11 protein-coding genes are annotated in these 17,818 nt (G+C 60.9%); 4 read left to right on the top strand and 7 right to left on the bottom strand.

Features of this window, described 5'->3' with window-relative positions:
• The first annotated feature begins 34 nt into the window (after window positions 1–34).
• Window positions 35–1,909, top strand: a complete 1,875-nt coding sequence (locus KW839_RS05480; RefSeq protein WP_060542390.1) for a DEAD/DEAH box helicase — start codon at window positions 35–37, stop codon at window positions 1,907–1,909.
• A gap of 238 nt (window positions 1,910–2,147) precedes the next feature.
• Here KW839_RS05480 and KW839_RS05475 read toward each other — a convergent pair whose 3' ends face one another.
• Entirely contained in the window at window positions 2,148–2,765 is a 618-nt protein-coding gene (locus KW839_RS05475) for a YceI family protein (protein ID WP_177336980.1), read from the bottom strand.
• Window positions 2,765–3,316, bottom strand: coding sequence for a cytochrome b (locus tag KW839_RS05470; RefSeq protein ID WP_218423658.1), 552 nt, complete (start codon window positions 3,314–3,316; stop codon window positions 2,765–2,767). Before KW839_RS05470 ends, KW839_RS05475 begins: the two co-directional genes overlap by 1 nt.
• Before the next feature lie 18 nt (window positions 3,317–3,334).
• Between KW839_RS05470 and KW839_RS05465 the strand changes: the two genes are divergently transcribed.
• On the top strand, window positions 3,335–3,790 hold the full coding sequence (locus KW839_RS05465; protein ID WP_218423657.1) for a hypothetical protein: 456 nt from the start codon (window positions 3,335–3,337) through the stop codon (window positions 3,788–3,790).
• A gap of 217 nt (window positions 3,791–4,007) precedes the next feature.
• On the opposite strand, the gene KW839_RS05460 is transcribed toward KW839_RS05465, so the two are convergent.
• Entirely contained in the window at window positions 4,008–5,759 is a 1,752-nt protein-coding gene (locus KW839_RS05460) for a flavin monoamine oxidase family protein (protein ID WP_218423656.1), read from the bottom strand.
• 220 nt (window positions 5,760–5,979) lie between these two features.
• On the opposite strand from KW839_RS05460, the gene KW839_RS05455 reads away from it, so the two are divergent.
• Window positions 5,980–7,386, top strand: coding sequence for an adenosylmethionine--8-amino-7-oxononanoate transaminase (locus KW839_RS05455; RefSeq protein ID WP_218423655.1), 1,407 nt, complete (start codon window positions 5,980–5,982; stop codon window positions 7,384–7,386).
• 183 nt (window positions 7,387–7,569) lie between these two features.
• Entirely contained in the window at window positions 7,570–8,289 is a 720-nt protein-coding gene (locus KW839_RS05450; RefSeq protein ID WP_218423654.1) for a 16S rRNA (uracil(1498)-N(3))-methyltransferase, read from the top strand.
• A 97-nt stretch (window positions 8,290–8,386) separates the two neighbouring features.
• Here KW839_RS05450 and KW839_RS05445 read toward each other — a convergent pair whose 3' ends face one another.
• The 4 genes from KW839_RS05445 to KW839_RS05430 form a co-directional block, all read right to left on the bottom strand.
• A complete protein-coding gene (locus KW839_RS05445) occupies window positions 8,387–9,004 on the bottom strand; it encodes a hemolysin III family protein (protein ID WP_060542395.1) in 618 nt (205 codons plus the stop codon).
• Between the two features lie 329 nt (window positions 9,005–9,333).
• Window positions 9,334–9,792 (bottom strand): chemotaxis protein CheW, encoded by a 459-nt coding sequence (locus KW839_RS05440; RefSeq protein WP_218423653.1) that lies wholly within the window; start codon window positions 9,790–9,792, stop codon window positions 9,334–9,336.
• Entirely contained in the window at window positions 9,785–15,691 is a 5,907-nt protein-coding gene (locus KW839_RS05435; RefSeq protein WP_218423652.1) for an Hpt domain-containing protein, read from the bottom strand. The genes KW839_RS05440 and KW839_RS05435 overlap by 8 nt, the downstream gene beginning before the upstream one ends.
• A gap of 18 nt (window positions 15,692–15,709) precedes the next feature.
• Complete coding sequence (locus tag KW839_RS05430; RefSeq protein ID WP_218423651.1) at window positions 15,710–17,788, bottom strand: methyl-accepting chemotaxis protein; 2,079 nt, start codon at window positions 17,786–17,788, stop codon at window positions 15,710–15,712.
• Window positions 17,789–17,818 lie beyond the last annotated feature (30 nt).

Below are 17,818 nucleotides of genomic sequence, written 5' to 3'. Positions count from 1 at the left end.
ATTGGGCCAAGCCCTAACTAGAACAGGATTACTCATGTCCTTTGCTTCCCTCGGTCTCTCCGAGGCTTTAGTCCGCGCCATCGAGGCAGCGGGCTATACCGAGCCTACTCCGGTGCAACAGCGGGCCATTCCCGCCGTGTTGCAAGGTCGCGACCTTATGGTTGCGGCACAGACAGGTACTGGTAAAACCGGCGGCTTCGCCCTTCCGATCCTGGAGCGGTTGTTCCCAAACGGTCACCCGGACAAATCCCAGCGTCACGGCCCGCGCCAACCGCGCGTACTGGTCCTGACCCCGACTCGCGAACTCGCGGCCCAGGTGCATGAAAGCTTCAAGGTCTATGCCCGTGACCTGAAGTTCGTCAGCGCCTGCATCTTCGGTGGCGTCGGCATGAACCCGCAGGTTCAGGCCATGTCCCGTGGTGTTGACGTGCTGGTGGCCTGCCCTGGCCGTCTGCTCGACCTGGCCGGTCAAGGCAGCGTCGACCTGTCCCACGTGGAAATCCTCGTGCTGGACGAAGCCGACCGCATGCTCGACATGGGCTTCGTCCATGACGTGAAGAAGGTCCTGGCCCGTCTGCCGGCCAAACGCCAGAACCTGCTGTTCTCGGCGACCTTCTCCAAGGACATCACCGACCTCGCCGGCAAGCTGCTGCACAACCCGGAACGCATCGAAGTCACGCCGCCGAACACCACGGTCGAGCGTATCGAGCAGCGCGTATTCCGCCTGCCGGCCAGCCACAAGCGTTCCCTGCTGGCGCACCTGATTACCGCTGGCGCCTGGGAACAGGTACTGGTCTTCACCCGCACCAAACACGGCGCCAACCGCCTGGCCGAGTACCTGGACAAACACGGCCTGAGCGCCGTTGCAATCCACGGCAACAAGAGCCAGAACGCGCGCACCAAAGCCCTGGCCGACTTCAAGGCCGGTACCGTGCGCATCCTGGTTGCCACCGACATCGCCGCGCGCGGCCTGGACATCGACCAGTTGCCACACGTGGTCAACTTCGAACTGCCTAACGTTGACGAAGACTACGTACACCGCATTGGTCGTACCGGCCGTGCCGGCCGTTCGGGCGAGGCCATCTCTCTGGTAGCGCCAGACGAAGAGAAACTGCTGAAAAGCATCGAACGCATGACCAAGCAGAAGATCGCCGACGGCGACCTGATGGGCTTCGATGCCAGCGCCGTGGAAGCCGAGAAACCGGAAGCACGCGAGCGTCCGGACATGCGTAACCCACGCAATCCACGTGGCCCGCGCGGCGACGGCCCGAACGGCGGTGGCGGCGGTGGTGGTCGCAAGGACAAAGGCAAAGACAAGGGCAAGGAAAAACCTGCCGCCTCCGGTCGCGGCGAGCGCCCGGCCCGCGAACAAAAACCACGTGAAGGCACCCCGGCCCGCGAACAGCGTCAGCCAAGCCAGCCGCCACGTGCCGCTGCCGATCGTGCTCCGGACGAGTTCCTGGACGACGATATCGATAACTTCGGTAACCGCGTCGACTACGTCCCGCAACAGAAACCGGCACAGGGTCGTGGCCGCCGTCCGGGTGCTCCGGCACAAGGCACAGCAGCCGGTTCGGGCGCACCACGTGGCGGCAAGCCACAAGGTCGCCAAAGCGGTCCACGCAACAGCGATGGCGCCAGCACCGGCACACCGCCAGCCAAGCGCAGCGGCCCACGCAATGGTGCGCCACGTGATGGCCAGGCCCGTCGCGAAGATTCGCGCAATCGCCGCCCGGCCCGTGACGACCAGCCGCGTTCCGAGCCAGCCGTGCAGAACCCGCGCGGTCCAGCGCCGAAGATCATGCACAAGGAGTCGAAGGCTGATCGCTTCCCGACACCTGAGCAGCTGGATCAACTGCCAAGCCGTCCTCGCGGTGAAAAACCGGCATTGCTGACCCGCAATCGCTGATTTGTCGCTGCAATAAAAATGCCCCGTGCCGAAAGGTCCGGGGCATTTTTTATGAGCGATACAAATCCTGCAGGAGCGAGCCTGCTCGCGATGGTCGTCAACGATAACGCTGGGAACCTGACACCCCGCGGCGTTCTCAGGCTCATCGCGAGCAGGCTCGCTCCTACAGGGGATTACACAGCAATAAAAAACGCCCGCGCTCGAAAGAGCAGCGGGCGTTTTTTGTCAGGCGCGAAAGTTATTTCGCTTTGACACCTTCAAAGGTTACGTACATTTCAACTGCATCGGACGATGGACCGAGGTCTTTCTGCTTGCCGAAGTCGGAACGCTTGAGGCTGAAGGTACCCTCGAAGCCAGCACGGTAGCCGCCCCATGGATCCTTGCCTTCACCCAGGAAAGTAGCCTTGACCACGATTGGCTTGGTTACACCGAGGATAGTCAGGTCGCCTGCCACGTCCGCAGTGTCCTTGCCAGCGGCGTTCTTGCCAGTGGATTTGACGCTGGTGGAAACAAACGTGGCTTTGCTCCCATTCAGGAAGTCTTTGCTGGAGATGTGCTTGTCGCGTTCGGCGTTGTTGGTGAACACGCTGGCGGTGTTCACGTTGAACTCGATCTTGCTGTCTTCAGGCTTGGCAGCGTCGAAGCTGAACTTGCCGTCGATGTCCTTGAAAGTACCGGTGATGTAGCTGTAGCCCAGGTGGCTGATCTTGAAGTCAACGAAGGCATGCTGGCCTTCTTTGTCGACGACGTAGTCAGCAGCCATCGCATTGGCGGACAACAGGGCGGAACCGATTGCCAGAGCGGCCAGAGTCTTTTTCAACATGCTTTCATTTCCTTTGGAGTCGAGGTTGAACATCAGGCTTTGCGCCCCAGCATTCGCGTCAGGGTCGCATCACGATCGAGAAAATGGTGCTTCAGTGCTGCCAACGCATGGAGACCGGAAAAAATGACCAGTGCCCATGCCAGGTACAAATGAATCACCCCGGCGGTATCTGCCTGGTCCGGCAGCCCGGACACCAGAGCAGGCACTTCAAACAGGCCAAACACCGATATCCCGACACCTTCTGCGGTGGAAATCAGGTAACCGGCAATCATTACAGCGAACAGCGCGAAATACAGGAACAGATGACCAAACGTGGCACCCATACGCGTCAAGCGACTGTAGCTTTGCAAAGCCGGCGGCGGCGGACTGATCCAGCGCCACAGCACTCGCAGCGCCATGACACCCAGCAGCACCAGGCCGATGCTCTTGTGCAATTCCGGCGCATCTTTGCGCCAGGTGCTGTAGTAATCGAGATCGATCATCCACAGGCCCAAGGCAAAAAGACCGAAGACCGCCAGCGCCACACCCCAGTGCAGGAAGATGCTGACCCAGCCGTAGCGGGAGGTAGAGTTACGTAGCTGCATTTGCCTGGATCCCTGTAAGTGCTGGCTCAAGACTATCGACTTATCTATCGAATTAAAGCCGAAAATTTCGCTTTGAAATATCGAGAAATACGATCAAGAGTCTGGAATGGGTGCGTTAAGGAAAGATTAAAAGGCAAAATTGTCAAAAAAAGTGAATACAGAACCAAAGAACACCTGAGTCAAAAGGTTTATTCGGCTTTGGGACACGGGCAGCGTGGCAAGGCACCACAGAGCAGGATCTGGCAGGAGCCAGCGGGGCGCCAGGAGAGCATCTCCCGATCAGGAAATGAAATTATCGTCATGCCCTCTCCAATCAAGATAAATACCTTGATTATCTCGGGCCCTGGAACAGCGGAGGTGGGTCAATGCAATCAGGGTCGTACGGATTTATCTGGCATTTATGGGCCAGCTCCGGACTCAAACCTTTGGGAAACCACCTGCCGTTTGCACAGCCAGAAAGTGCTATCAACATGACTATTACAACGAGTTTTACTGTTTTCATATGTTCTCCAGTTACGTGAAGAACATAAATCTAACGATCAGGCTCAGCCTATCATTTCGTTCCGAAACCTTTGTGAGACATATCTGATGCCTCGCAGCGGCATGTAGGACCACAGTCAAAATCGGGATGTCCCATACTTGAAAGCAAAAAAAACGCGGCCCTTGAGCCGCGTTTTTTACGCCTGAACGTTTACTGAGCTTTAGTCACGGTGTCCGTCGCCGGTTTAGCCGCTGGCTTTTTCGCCGTCTCGGCTTTCTTCACCGGCGCCTTGGCCGGGGCTTTTTTGGTTTCGGTTTTGGCTGCCGGTTTGGCTGGGGCCTTGGCCGGTGCCTTTTTCGCAGGCTCGGCTTTTACCGGTGCCGCAGGCTTCGGCGGTTCGACCGGGGCCGGCGCAGCAGCCGGTGCTGGAGCAGGTGTCGGTGCTGGAGCAACCGCCGGCTCCGGGGCTTTCACTGGCTCTGGCTTCTTCTCGTCAGCCGAGCCGCCAAACAGGTTGCTGAAGAAGTTGCCCTTCTTCGCCGCCACAGCACCTGCCGCCGCGGCGGTTGCAGCCTTCGCCGGTTCAAACGATTTGCCCGCCGCCAGGTCTTCAACCTGGCTGGCTGCACGCTTGCCGGTACGCAACGCGCCCTCCAGGGTACCCGGGTACAGGGTATCAGTGTGTTCGCCGGCAAAGGCTACACGCTGAATCGGACGTTCCCACAGGCGCCAGAATTTACTGATCTGGCCCGGGCCGAAGGCCAGGTAGGCACCACCGGTTGACGGGTCGGTGCTGTAGCGACGGATTTCATAACCGGTGAACGAACCGCGCGCCTGTGGATAGAACGCGTGCAGACGGATCAGCACCTGATCGGCCATTTGCTTGTCGCCAAAGGCCTGCATCACCCGCGCGTTGTCGCCAGACAGGTTGATCACCACGTTGGCGCCGCCCTTCAAGGCCGGCTCGATCCACAACATGCCCAAGCCGGTGTTGCTGTAGATCTCGCCGGTCATGCGCGCCTTCGTCTCCCACACTGGCGTCTTGAACTTCAGCATGATCTGGTCGCGCCAACCGTAGTTGGTGCCTTTGATCGCGGCCAGGTGCTGGGCGTCCAGCGCTGGGGTCATCTGGATCTTGTTCAGAGCACGCAGCGGCACGGCCAGCACCACATAGTCAGCCTGATAACCGACGCTACCGACTTTGACGGTCACGCCGTCCTTGTCCTGAATGATTGCCGAGACCGGGGAATCGGTCTTGATGGTTTTCAGCTGTTTGACGAAAGCCTGGGCCAGCACCGGGCTGCCGCCGACCAGGCGCGACGCGCGCAGGTCACGGTCGGAGACTCCGCGATAGACCCGGCTCTGCTGCGCGTAATACAGCATCGACAGGCGTGAAGGTTCGTCGTAGTGGGTGCGGATGTCCTGGTTGATCAACTGCCGCGCGGTGGCCGGCAGGTTCTGCTTGTCGAGCCAGTTGGACACGTTGATCTGATCCAGCGCCTGCAGGGTGCTGCTGGCGATCGGGTTCTGCGGGTCGTCAATCGAACGCGCGAGATCATCCCGGGTCTTTTCGAAGCGCTTGAGCGCCTCGGCGGTGGCCGGCTGCTTGGTGGCCAGGTCGGCAGCGGAGAAATACTCGCCGTCGATCAGGTAGCTCGGGGTCCGGACGAACTCAGGAGCTGGCGTGGTGCTCAGCTTGAAAGTCGAGACATACTGGTTCAGCACCGGCTGGGTCTTGTCGTTGCCGATCCACTCGCTGGTGGCCATGCCGGAACGACCGCCCAGGCTCGATCGGGCTTCCAGCAGGGTAACCTGCCAGCCTTTATTCTGCAGTTCATAAGCGGCAGTCAGGCCGGACAGGCCGCCACCGATCACGATTGCGGTTTTATCCTTGGCCAGCGCAGACACGCTGAACAGCCCCAACATCACCAGCGCACAGGCGCGCAGCCAACCGACAGACATTCAGCGAACTCCGGAAATACACAGAAAGGCTATTTTTGTGGGTCAGGCGACCCAAAGAATGGCGAAGAATACGTCAGCCATCAAAAGGCCGCCAGCGACGTCTATCGCCCCATGGAAAGTAGCTCAATCGCCACAATGGGTTGTTCCCGGGCGATGCATTGCATAGGCTTGCGCGATTGTTTGTCCGCGTGTGACACGGACCGCCTCCAGGAGACTTAAAATGGGCCTGAATAATCAGTGGATGCAGCGCGACCTGGCTGTTTTGTGGCATCCCTGCACCCAGATGAAAGATCACGAACAACTGCCACTGATCCCGATCAAGAGCGGTGAAGGTGTCTGGCTGGAAGACTTCGAAGGCAAGCGCTATCTGGACGCGGTCAGCTCCTGGTGGGTCAATGTGTTCGGCCACGCCAACCCGCGGATCAATCAGCGCATCAAGGATCAGGTCGATCAACTGGAGCACGTGATCCTCGCCGGCTTCAGCCATCAACCGGTGATCGAGTTATCCGAGCGCCTGGTGAAGATGACCCCGCAAGGCCTGACCCGGTGCTTCTACGCCGATAACGGTTCGTCCTGCATCGAAGTCGCGCTCAAAATGAGCTTTCACTACTGGCTCAACCGCGGCCAGCCGAACAAGAAGCGCTTTGTCACCCTGACCAACAGCTACCACGGCGAAACCATGGCGGCGATGTCGGTGGGTGATGTGCCGCTGTTCACCGAAACCTACAAGGCCCTGCTGCTCGACACCATCAAAGTGCCGAGCCCGGATTGCTACCTGCGCCCCGAGGGCATGGGCTGGGAAGAGCACTCGCGCAACATGTTCGCCGCCATGGAGCAGACCCTGGCCGAGAACCATGACAGCGTGGCCGCAGTGATCGTCGAACCGCTGATCCAGGGCGCCGGCGGCATGCGCATGTATCACCCGGTGTACCTCAAACTGCTGCGCGAAGCCTGCGACCGCTACGGCGTGCACCTGATCCATGACGAAATTGCCGTCGGCTTTGGCCGTACCGGGACGATGTTCGCCTGCGAGCAGGCCGGTATCCGCCCGGACTTCCTCTGTCTGTCCAAGGCCCTGACTGGTGGTTACCTGCCGCTCGCGGCCTGCCTGACGACCGAGGACGTCTACGGCGCCTTCTATGACGACTATCCAACCCTGCGTGCCTTCCTGCACTCCCACAGCTACACCGGCAACCCGCTGGCCTGTGCGGCGGCCCTGGCGACGCTGGACATCTTCGAACAAGACAACGTCATCGAGACCAACAAGGCCCTGGCCCAGCGCATGGCGTCGTCCACCGCGCACCTGGTCGATCACCCCAATGTTGCCGAAGTGCGCCAGACCGGCATGGTACTGGCCATCGAGATGGTCAAGGACAAGGCGAGCAAAGAGGCTTATCCATGGCAGGAGCGCCGTGGCCTGAAGGTGTTCCAGCATGCATTGGAGCGCGGGGCTTTACTGCGGCCACTGGGCAGTGTGGTGTATTTTCTGCCACCGTATGTCATCACGCCGGAACAGATCGACTTCCTCGCCGAAGTGGCCAGTGAAGGGATCGACATCGCGACCCGCGACAGCGTCAGCGTGGCGGTGCCGAAGGATTTCCATCCGGGGTTCCGTGACCCGGGTTAATCAAGCACAGATCCCCTGTGGCGAGGGGGCTCGCCCCCGTTGGGTCGCGAAGCGACCCCAGACCCGGTAGACCGGTTTCTCCAGTTAAGTTGCATCAGCCGGATTTACGACTGCTTCGCAGCCGAACGGGGGCAAGCCCCCTCGCCACAAAAGCGCCTTCGAACAATTTTTTTGAGAACCTTAATGAGACTGTCCCGCTTCTTTATCGACGCCCCCCTGAGCATCGGCGAGCACGAGTTACCCGAAGCCCAGGCCCACTACATCAGTCGCGTGTTGCGCATGGCCGAGGGCGATGCGCTGCAACTGTTCGACGGTTCTGGCCATGAATTTCGCGCCAGGCTCATCAACGTCGGCAAAAAACGCGTCGTGGTACAGATCGATGAAAGCTTCGCCGGCCAGGTCGAGTCGCCGTTGCAGATCCACCTTGGCCAGGGCCTGTCCCGTGGCGAACGCATGGACTGGGCGATTCAAAAAGCCACTGAACTGGGCGTCAGCGAAATCACCCCGATTTTCACCGAGCGCTGTGAAGTCCGGCTCAAAGACGAACGCGCCGACAAACGCCTGCTGCACTGGCGTCAGGTGGCGATCAGCGCGTGCGAGCAATGTGGCCGCTCCAAGGTGCCGGTGATTCATCCACCGTTGCTGTTGACCGACTGGTTGAAACAGTCAGACGCTGAACTGAAGCTTGTGCTGCATCCGGTGGCCGAGCCATTGGTCAGCCATGCCAAGCCTGCGACCCTGGCCTTCCTGATCGGCCCTGAGGGCGGGTTGTCGGACGCCGAAGTCGAGCAGGCCAAGGCCAATGGTTTTCACGCCGCCCGCCTCGGCCCTCGAGTATTGCGCACAGAGACCGCGCCGGTGGTGGCGTTAGCGGTGGCCCAGCAGCTTTGGGGTGACTTCTAAGCCGCCATCGCCAACAAGTCGGATGCCGTACCGCAGCCCTACAAAAGCAGCGCGGTTCCTGTAGGAGCCGGCTTGCCGGCGGTGGCCGCAGCTCGGTCTAAAGGACGTAAAAGAATATCGCCACAAAGTGCAGCAAGCTCCCGGCGATCACGAACAGGTGCCAGATCCCGTGGGCATGGCGCAGTCGATTATCGAGGGCGAAAAAGATAATCCCCACGGTATAGAGCACACCGCCAGTCGCCAGCCAGGCAAAGCCGGCGGTGCCCAGCGCCGCCAGCAACGGCTTGACCGCCACCAGCACGATCCAGCCCATCACCGCATAAATCACGATCGACAGCACCCGCGCTTCCGATCTCGGCTTGATCTCCTGCAAGATGCCAATCAGCGCCAGCCCCCAGACAATCCCGAACAAGGTCCAGCCCCACGGCCCACGCAAGGTCACCAGGCAGAACGGCGTGTAGCTACCGGCGATCAACAGGTAGATCGAAAAATGATCGACCTTCTGCATGATCTCTTTCTTGCGTCCGCGCACGCTGTGGTACACGGTCGAAGCGCTGTAAAGCACCATCAAGGTAAAACCGTAGATCGCCACACTGACGATCTTCCATGGGCTGCCATCCATGGTGGCGATCACCAGCATCCACACCGCTCCGACCGTCGCTGCCACCGCCCCGACCAGATGCGTCCAGGCGTTCAATCTTTCCCCGTGATACATGTGTTGCTTACCTCGACATTCGTTACTGCAGTGCGCAAGGCTCAGGCTTCAAGCGTAAAAGCGCAATGTTTCCATACAACGCGATCCAGTACATGGGCTGGCGCATTCGTTCGTTACAGTGGCGTCACTTTTAGATTGGTGGGCAGGGGCATCAATCATGCAGAGCGGTGGATTTTTACGGCCAGGGTAATGGTTATCAGAGGTTACTCGTTGCCTGTTCATGCCCCTTCGCGTGCAAGCCCGCTTCCACGGGAGATCGCATTTCAGGGTGGGAGCGGGCTTGCTCGCGAAGGGGCCGATGGAAACACCGCAGAGCCTCGATCAGTCGATCAGTCGATCAACCCGGCATTCACCAGCAACCCTTCCAGCGCCAACAAATCCGGCACCTTCGCCACCTGTTCCCCCACCTGCACCGCCGCCTGTTCCAGCGAACATAACGGCACGTCCACATAACTCAACTGACTGTCGAGCTTGTAAGACCGTGGAATCCCCTGCACCAGCAATGCGATGAATTTCAAATCCGGGCGCCCGCCCAATGCATTGAGAATGACGATCCGCGCGCGCTCGCCGATGACGGTTTTCTGTCCGCAAGCCGATTCGAAACTCAGCAACGGAATCTGCCGGTCGCGCCAGGTCACCAGGCCCAGGTACCACGGCGGAGTATCGAGGTCGAAGGTCCCCTGCTGGTAGTCGATCAGCTCCGCAACCGCAACGTTGGGCAGGATCAGATTGCGGTCGGCCAACGGCAACAGCAGGCCGGTGAGGTTGCTGGTGCGGTGTTCAAGCATTGGATCTGCTCCACAAGGCGATGCTTTCGAGCAACACCGATTCCTGGTATGGCTTGCCAAGGTAGTCGTTGACGCCGATGGCCATGGCGCGGTCGCGATGTTTCTGCCCGGTACGCGAAGTGATCATGATGATCGGCAGGTGTTGCAGGCGTTCATCATTGCGCACCTGAGTCGCCACTTCGAAGCCGTCCATGCGCGGCATCTCTATATCCAGCAGCATCAGGTCGGGCGTGTGTTCTTCGAGCAGCAGCATGGCGTCGACGCCGTCCTTGGCGGTCAGCACGCTCATGCCATGGCGTTCGAGCAAACGGCTGGTGACCTTGCGCACGGTGACCGAATCGTCGACCACCATGACCAGCAACGGCCGCTGCGGCTCGGCCTCGACTTCATGCCCAACCGGTCGTTGCCGCACCCGGGCTTGCAGGGCGCGGATCGGCGCCAGCAGATCCAGAATCAGCACCACTCGGCCGTCTCCGAGAATCGTCGCACCGGACACTCCTTGCACGGCCGCAAACTGCGGCCCCAGGCTCTTGACCACGATCTCGCGGGTGCCCGCCATGGCATCCACCTGCACGGCGATGTGCCGCTCGTTGCACTGCACCAGCAGCACCGGTAACGGCAAGACCTGACCCAACAGTTTCGGTCGCACACCGGTTTTCAGCAGCTCGCCCAAATAGCACAGTTCATAGCACTGCCCCGCGTACTCGTACGTCGGTGGATCGAGCCGGTAATGCCCTTCCAGCTCATTGGGCAAGACGCGAACGATGCCATCAATGGTGTTGAGTGGAATCGCGTATTGATCCTCAGCGCACTGCACCATCAGCGCCCGGTTGACCGACACGGTAAACGGCAGCCGAATGCGGAAATGCACACCTTGGCCAGGCACAGAGTCGATGCTCATGGTGCCACCCAGCTGCCGTACCTCTTCGTGCACCACGTCCATGCCGACCCCACGCCCGGAAATCTGGGTAATTTTCTCGGCGGTGGAAAAACCGGGCTGCAGAATGAATTGCAGCACCTCGTGGTCGCTGATGCTGCTGTCCGGTTCGAGCAAGCCACGCTTGATCGCCTTGCGCCGCACCGCTTCGAGCGGCACACCGGCGCCGTCGTCGCGAAGATCGAAAATGATGTCGCCGCCCTCGCGCAGCAGATCGAGGGTGATCCTGCCCTTGGCCGGCTTGCCCGCCGCCAGACGCGTCTCGGCGGACTCCAGGCCATGGTCGACGGCGTTACGCAGCATATGTTCCAGCGGCGCAGCCATGCGTTCAAGGACGCTGCGATCCATCTCGCCTTCGGCGTTGTCGACGATGAAGTCCACGTCCTTGCCCAGTTCACTGGCCACTTGCCGGACGATGCGTTGCAAACGCGGCAACATCCGCTCGAACGGCACCATGCGCGTACGCATCAGACCTTCCTGCAACTCGGTGTTGATGCGCCCCTGCTGTTGCAACAGGTTTTGCGCGTCATGGTTGCGTCGGTCGAGGGTTTCCTTGAGGTCGAGCAAGTCGGAGGCGGATTCGAACAACGCCCGGGACAGTTGCTGCAATTGCGAATGACGGTCCATTTCCAGCGGGTCGAATTCCTCATAGCCGAGACGCTCGGCGTCGACCTGCTGGCGGCTGAGCATTCGCCCCTGGGTTTCGGTATCGAGGCGGCGCAATTGGTCACGCATCCGCTCGATGGTGGTTTCCATTTCGTGCAGAGCGATCTGCGCGTCGCTGACCTGTTGCTCGATGCGACCACGGAAGATCGACGTTTCCCCGGCGAGGTTGACCAGATCGTCAAGCAGCTCCGCTGAAACCTTGACCATGTCCACGCCGGCCTCAGGTTGCGCCAGCAATGGCTCGGCCTTCGACACCGCAAGGGTTGCAGCCGGTGCCTGGACATCCGCCGGGCTCGAGTGGGTGAAATTCCTGATCGCGTCGAGCAAGCGATCCGTCGGCGGCATCGACTCACCGGCGCGGGCCGCATCCAGCATTTGCGCCAGGCGATCCTGGCTGCGCTGCAACAAGGCGAACAACGGCGACGCGGGTTGCAGCACGCCAGTGGACAAGCCCTCGTAGAGGAACTCCAGCTCATGGGCCAGGTCGCCGATCGCGGCGATTTCCACCATGCGCGCACCACCCTTGAGGGTGTGCAGATCGCGCAGCAGGGTTTCCACTTCCTGGCGACTCGAAGGTTGAGCCTGCCAGCGCAACAGTGCCGCGCCGGAGCTTTCGATGATGTCGTAACCTTCCTCGAGGAAGATCTCCAACAGCTCGGGGTCGTGGGCAGCCGAGTTGTTAGTGGCTGCCGGCTCGCTCACATCGGCATTGCCCGTATGGCCCTGACGGTAGGCGCGAATGGCCTCGATCAACTCAGCGCAATTGTCCAGCGGCTGGCGGGCCTGCAAGTGTTCAAGGTATTGCGCCAGACGGTCGTGGCTACGCTGCAACAGCTGCGCCAATGCATCGCTGTGCAAATATCGGCGATCCATCAGGCCTTCATAAAGGCTTTCCAGCTCATGAGCCAGATCACCCACCTGAACGATCTCGGCCATCCGCGCGCCGCCCTTGAGCGTGTGCAAGTCACGTTGCAGGGACGACAGCGGTGCCGCATTGTCCGGATCGCGTAGCCAGCGCTGCAGGGCCTGGCCGGCGCTTTCGAGTATGTCCAGCGCCTCTTCAAGGAAGATTGCGACGATCTCGTCATCCAGCCCCGCCGCCTTCGTGCTCAGCTCCAGTTCGGCGGTGGCACTGCTCAGCTCGCGAATGCTCAGGGTACGGCTGCCGTCGCTGCGAATCAGGCCCATGGCCGACGGGTCGAGGCTCTCGTCGAGCAATCCGCGCAGCGCCGTGATCCGATGCGGTTGCGGACTGACTTCCTGGCCGGCGGCCAACTCGTCGAGCATATTGATCAGCGCTTCGTGAGCACTCTGCGCCTCATGGAAAAACCGCTCGCTGACCGCCAGGCTGCTTTCTTCCACAGCGCCGTAGAGATCAAGCAAGGCTTCGCAAAGCTCATCCACAGGATGCAAATCGGCCAGGTGTGCGCCTTCGCCGAGGGTGGTCAGTTCGTCCAGCAGTGCGCTGAGCTCCTGACGCTCGCCAGGGTGCTGTTGCCAACGCTGCAACAGGCTTTCGGCGTCCAGCAGGATGTCCATGCCTTGGGCGAGGAAGTTGTTGATCAACTGCGAATCGCGCTTGACCCGGGTTGCGCTACTCGGCGCGCTCAGTAACGCCTCCAGGCGTTCGGCCAGCAACGCCCTGGCGCGCTCGATCAAGCGTTGGGCCCCGGGAATCTCGGCCAAGGGATCAACCTTGAGTTGACGCAATCCAAGGCGAAACAAGCCTTCGGCTTCCAGCAGCAGTTCGACTTCGTCCAGGTCGAGGGCAATCAGGTGTGCCTTGTACTCCCGGGCCAACCGATCCAGCGGCGCCGCCAGCTCGGCTATCGGCAGGACGCCGGCCATCGAAGCACTACCCTTGAGGGTGTGCAAGGCGCGCTGCAACTCGTCAGTGGCCTGCAAAGGGACGTGTTCGGCGGCCTGATCGAGGAAGCGGTTGAGACTGGCGAGATGGGTTTCGGCCTCTTTGCGAAAGATCTCCAGCAACAGTGGATCGAGCGCCGTGACGTCCTGCGTGTCCTCGTCGGACACCGACTCATCGCCCTTGGCCAAGGCATGAGCACGGGCGGCCAACTGGTCAACATCGTTGCGCTGGCGCTGGGCATTGGCGGCATATTCAGCTACCACTTCCGGCAGCAGATGCAGCACTTCGCCGACCAGTTTTTGCACAGTGACACCCGGTTCCACGCTGTTTTCCAGTACGCGGTTGAGCAGGTTTTCCACAGCCCAGGCCAGTTCGCCAAGAACCAGGGCGCGGACCATCCGGCCACTGCCCTTGAGGGTATGGAACGCCCGACGCAGCTCACTCAGGGCCGACCGGTCCTCGGGGTTGGTCGACCAGCGTGGCAAGTACTCACGAAGGATATCCAGGACTTCGTCGGTTTCCTCGAGGAACACTTCTCGCAGCTCGTCATCCACAGGCGTTTCGCCAGCGGGCGGCGGCAACAGGCTGCCCGGAGTGCTCCGGGCCGGCGGATTGAGGGCCGATACCGGACTGGCCAGCACATCGGCCAGGGACTGGACGACGTGCGGATCGGCCAGTTCCTGCATCATTTGCATGACCTGCGCTTCACTGGGGCTCAGAACATCATCGAGCACCGGCACATAGTGTTCGCTGGGGTAAAAACCGAGGGCCGCCAGGCTTTTCTCTGCGACGTCGAGCAACTCTTCGCCCGGCGCTTCGGGGTCATCGCTGAGGCGTTCCAGGTAATACTCGATGCTGGTGATCACGTCGGCCAGGTTGTCCAGTTCCTCCCAGCCCGGCTGATCCGGTTCGAGTAGCAGGTGCTCGCGGATAAAGTGGTTACAGGTTTCGATCAGGCTCGCCGCACGGCCCAGCGCAATCATCGCCAGCGCGCCGCGCACCTGGGTCAGCAAAGCCGGCAATGCCTGCAAATGCTGACGGTCCCAATCGGCGTCGATGTAGTCGACGATCATGTCCTTGGCCTGCTGCAGGCAGATGCGCGCTTCCTTGATCACGATCTGGTGGATCTGCGTCAGGTCGGTGGTCGGCAAGCGACTGTCCTCCTGGCTTTCCGGCTCCACCGTGCCGACCATGCCGGCCAGGGTCGCTTCGACGTACAGCAAGGCCCCGGCGACATCCATGAGGATCGCGTCGTTGGGCTCGCGCTGCCCCTGGGCCAGGCTCAGGACCACCGCCAATTGATCGATGATGACCTTGCGCGGCTGGCCGAAGCCCAGTACTGCCAGGGTATCGGCGATTTGCCGCAGGGGCGCCAACAGGCTGTCGAGGTCGGACGTGTGCTGCCGGTCGCTGCGCACGAACAGGTCCAGGCGTTCCTTGACCCGCACCAGTTCTTCGCACAGCGCCGCGAGCACCGAGCGCATCGCATCGCGGTCTGGCCCGGCCAGTCGTGCGCGTTCTTCGTCGACCATCGCACTGTCAGGTAGCGCGTCGTCCAGGGAGTAGCGATCTTTCATGGTCAGCATCTGCCCGGTGGGATGATCGGCCTTGGCAATGTAAAACAATAAACTTTTCAGCAATTGCGGCGGCGCCGGCTGATTGATGCCGGGCATGCCCTCTTCGAGCAGGCGCTTGAGTTCTTTGTCGGCGTCCTTGAACAGGCTGCGCAACGCTGGACTGTTGGCAATCGCGCCGCCCTGCATGCCTTCGACCAGCGCCGAAGCGACTTGCCATAACGGGCTCAGCGGCGCATTGGCAGACAACCCTTCGAGACGGGCGAAGACCTTGGCCAGATAATCGAGATTGGTCTCGCTGTCCTGTTCACGCAGAAAACCCACCAGGGCCATCTGCAGCATTTGCCGCAACTTGCGCAGAACGCTGGGGAGCTCAACTGGCTCGAGCAACGTCAGCGCCTCTTCATCCAGGGGCGGCAGTTCGGGCAGTTGCGGGCTGAACAGGCTGGTTTCCGACAACAGGTTTTCACCACGGGCGCTGCGCAGATCGTTGATCAGCGGCAGCACCACCAGTGGCAAATCGCGGCGCGCGCCCTGCACCCGATCCAGATAGATCGGCAGTTGTCCGAGCGCTTGCATCAACAGGTGCAACGCCTCGTCGCGATGGCTGACGCGATTGTGCTGCAGGGCGATGGTCAATTGTTCCATCTCTTCGGCGAGCAGCGCCGCGCCGTAGAACTCGACCATCTGCAAACTGCCATGGACCTGATGGATGCACGCCAGGCAGTTGTCCAGCGCGTGCAGAGCCTGCGGATCATCAAGCAGGGTTTCGATCGCCTGGTGAGCGACCCTCAACGTTTCGGCAATCTCGCCCTTGACCCACTCCAGGGCCACATAGTCGTGCCGATCAGCCATAACCACTCCAGTTACCATTCATACACCAATGGGCGGTTCAGCTTTGTCCACAACCTGCGCCTTGGCCGCCGGCAAGGTGAAACCGGAAACCGAACGGCGCAACTGGCTGGCCATTTTTGCCAGGTTGCCGATGCTCTCGGCCGTGGCGGTGGAGCCTGACGAGGTCTGCGTGGTGATCTGCTGGATCACGTTCATCGTCAGGGAAATCTGACCGGCCGACGACGTCTGCTGCTGCGCGGCATTGGAAATACTCTGGATCAGGGCCGCCAGGGTCTTGGAGACGCCTTCGATTTCTTCCAGGGCCACCCCGGCATCGTGCGCCAGACGCGCACCGCGTACCACCTCTGTGGTGGTCTGCTCCATGGAGATGACCGCTTCATTGGTGTCGGTCTGGATCGCCCGCACCAGGGTTTCGATCTGCCGCGTGGCCGCGGAAGAGCGCTCGGCCAGGCGCTGGACTTCATCGGCGACCACGGCAAAACCGCGTCCGGCATCACCGGCCATGGAAGCCTGGATCGCCGCGTTGAGGGCCAGGATGTTGGTCTGATCGGCAATGTCATCGATCAGGCTGACAATGTCGCCGATTTCCTGGGAAGACTCACCCAAGCGTTTGATGCGCTTGGCGGTGTCCTGAATCTGCTCGCGAATATTGTCCATGCCGTGGATGGTGTTGTGCACCACCTCGTTGCCCTTGTTGGCGATTTCCACCGAGCGCTCGGCCACGGCCGAGGATTCTGCGGCGTTGGCAGACACCTGGTCGATGGACTCGGCCATGTCGTTGATCGCCGCGGAGGCTTCGCAAATTTGCTGGGCCTGATGCTCCGAAGCCTGAGCCAGGTGCATCGCCGTGGCCTGGGTTTCCTGCACGGCGGCAGCGACCTGGCCGGCGGTGAGGTTGATGGTCGCCACCAGGTCGCGCAGTTGGTCCACGGAATAATTGATCGAGTCGGCGATGGTCCCGGTGAAGTCTTCGGTTACCGATGCAGTCACTGTCAGGTCGCCATCGGCGAGGTCTTCGATTTCGTCGAGCAGACGCATGATCGCGTTCTGGTTACGCTCGTTTTTCTCGGCGGTTTCGCGCAACTGGCGATTGGTTTCGCGCACCATCACCAGGCCGATGAGAATGATCGAGGCCAATGCCAGCAGCCCCAGCACATAACCGCCAATGGTATCGGTGCTGCGCCCGCCGGCGAGGTTTTCGAAGCCGCTGGCCAGGTGCGAGGCTTCGTCGAGCAGGGTTTGCGACAAACTGAAAATATTGCTCGCCGACTCACGGACCTTGAACAGCTCCGGCGAGGTTTCGAGGATTTCATCCACCGAGCCTGAGACGAACTCGAACAGTTCGGATATTTCCGCAAGACGGGCGCGGGCATCGCGGTCTTCGACCTGGCTGACCTTGAGCGCCGTGTCACCCTGCAACATGCCGTTGAGCACCTTGCCGAATTGTGTCGCGTCACGCCCGAAGGCGTCCGCGGCCTGCTGGGAGTTTTCGTCACCGGCCAACACCGTGTTCACCGCACCGAGAATCCGCTCGGCCAGCAATGACTGACGCTGAGCCATCGCGACCTGAGCGGCCGGGGCGCCGCGCTGCAGGAGGGTTTCGACAACCTTCTCGTACTCGATCTGCAACTGCGGCACGGTTTCGGCCAACGTCGCGGCGACCTGATGCAGCGACAGCACAGTCTGCTCGCTGGACAGAATCGCGTCGGTGTTTTTCAGCAGGCGCTCCCAATCCTGCTGCACAGCGCGCATCTGCGGACGCATGCTGCTGGGTGCCGGTGGCAAGCCGGTGACCGGATCGCCTTTCTTCAGGTAACCCCAGCGCCGGGCAAAGTCATTGCGCGCATCACTGAGCAACTTGAACGCGGCAGCCTTGCCGGCGGCGGCTTCAGTGGCATTCTTGGCGATGCGTTGGGACAACACGCGCAGTTCACCGGCGTGGCCAATGTACTGTTTGTCGTAGGTGGCCTGGGTGTTGAGGTAGGCGAAGTTGGCGAACAGCAGCATGATGAAGACGATCAGCGCGATAAACAGCGCGATGATCTGCGACCGACTGCGCGACCCTTCCATTGGCATGCCTTCTTTTGCTTTTATCATCGGTCCTCGCCTGTTAACCAACACCTTCCA

The sequence above is a fragment of the Pseudomonas sp. PDM31 genome (assembly GCF_019218965.1).
Classification (GTDB): Bacteria; Pseudomonadota; Gammaproteobacteria; order Pseudomonadales; family Pseudomonadaceae; genus Aquipseudomonas.
The sequence above is the reverse complement of the archived record's forward strand: the minus strand, read 5'-3'. Positions and strand labels throughout refer to the sequence as shown.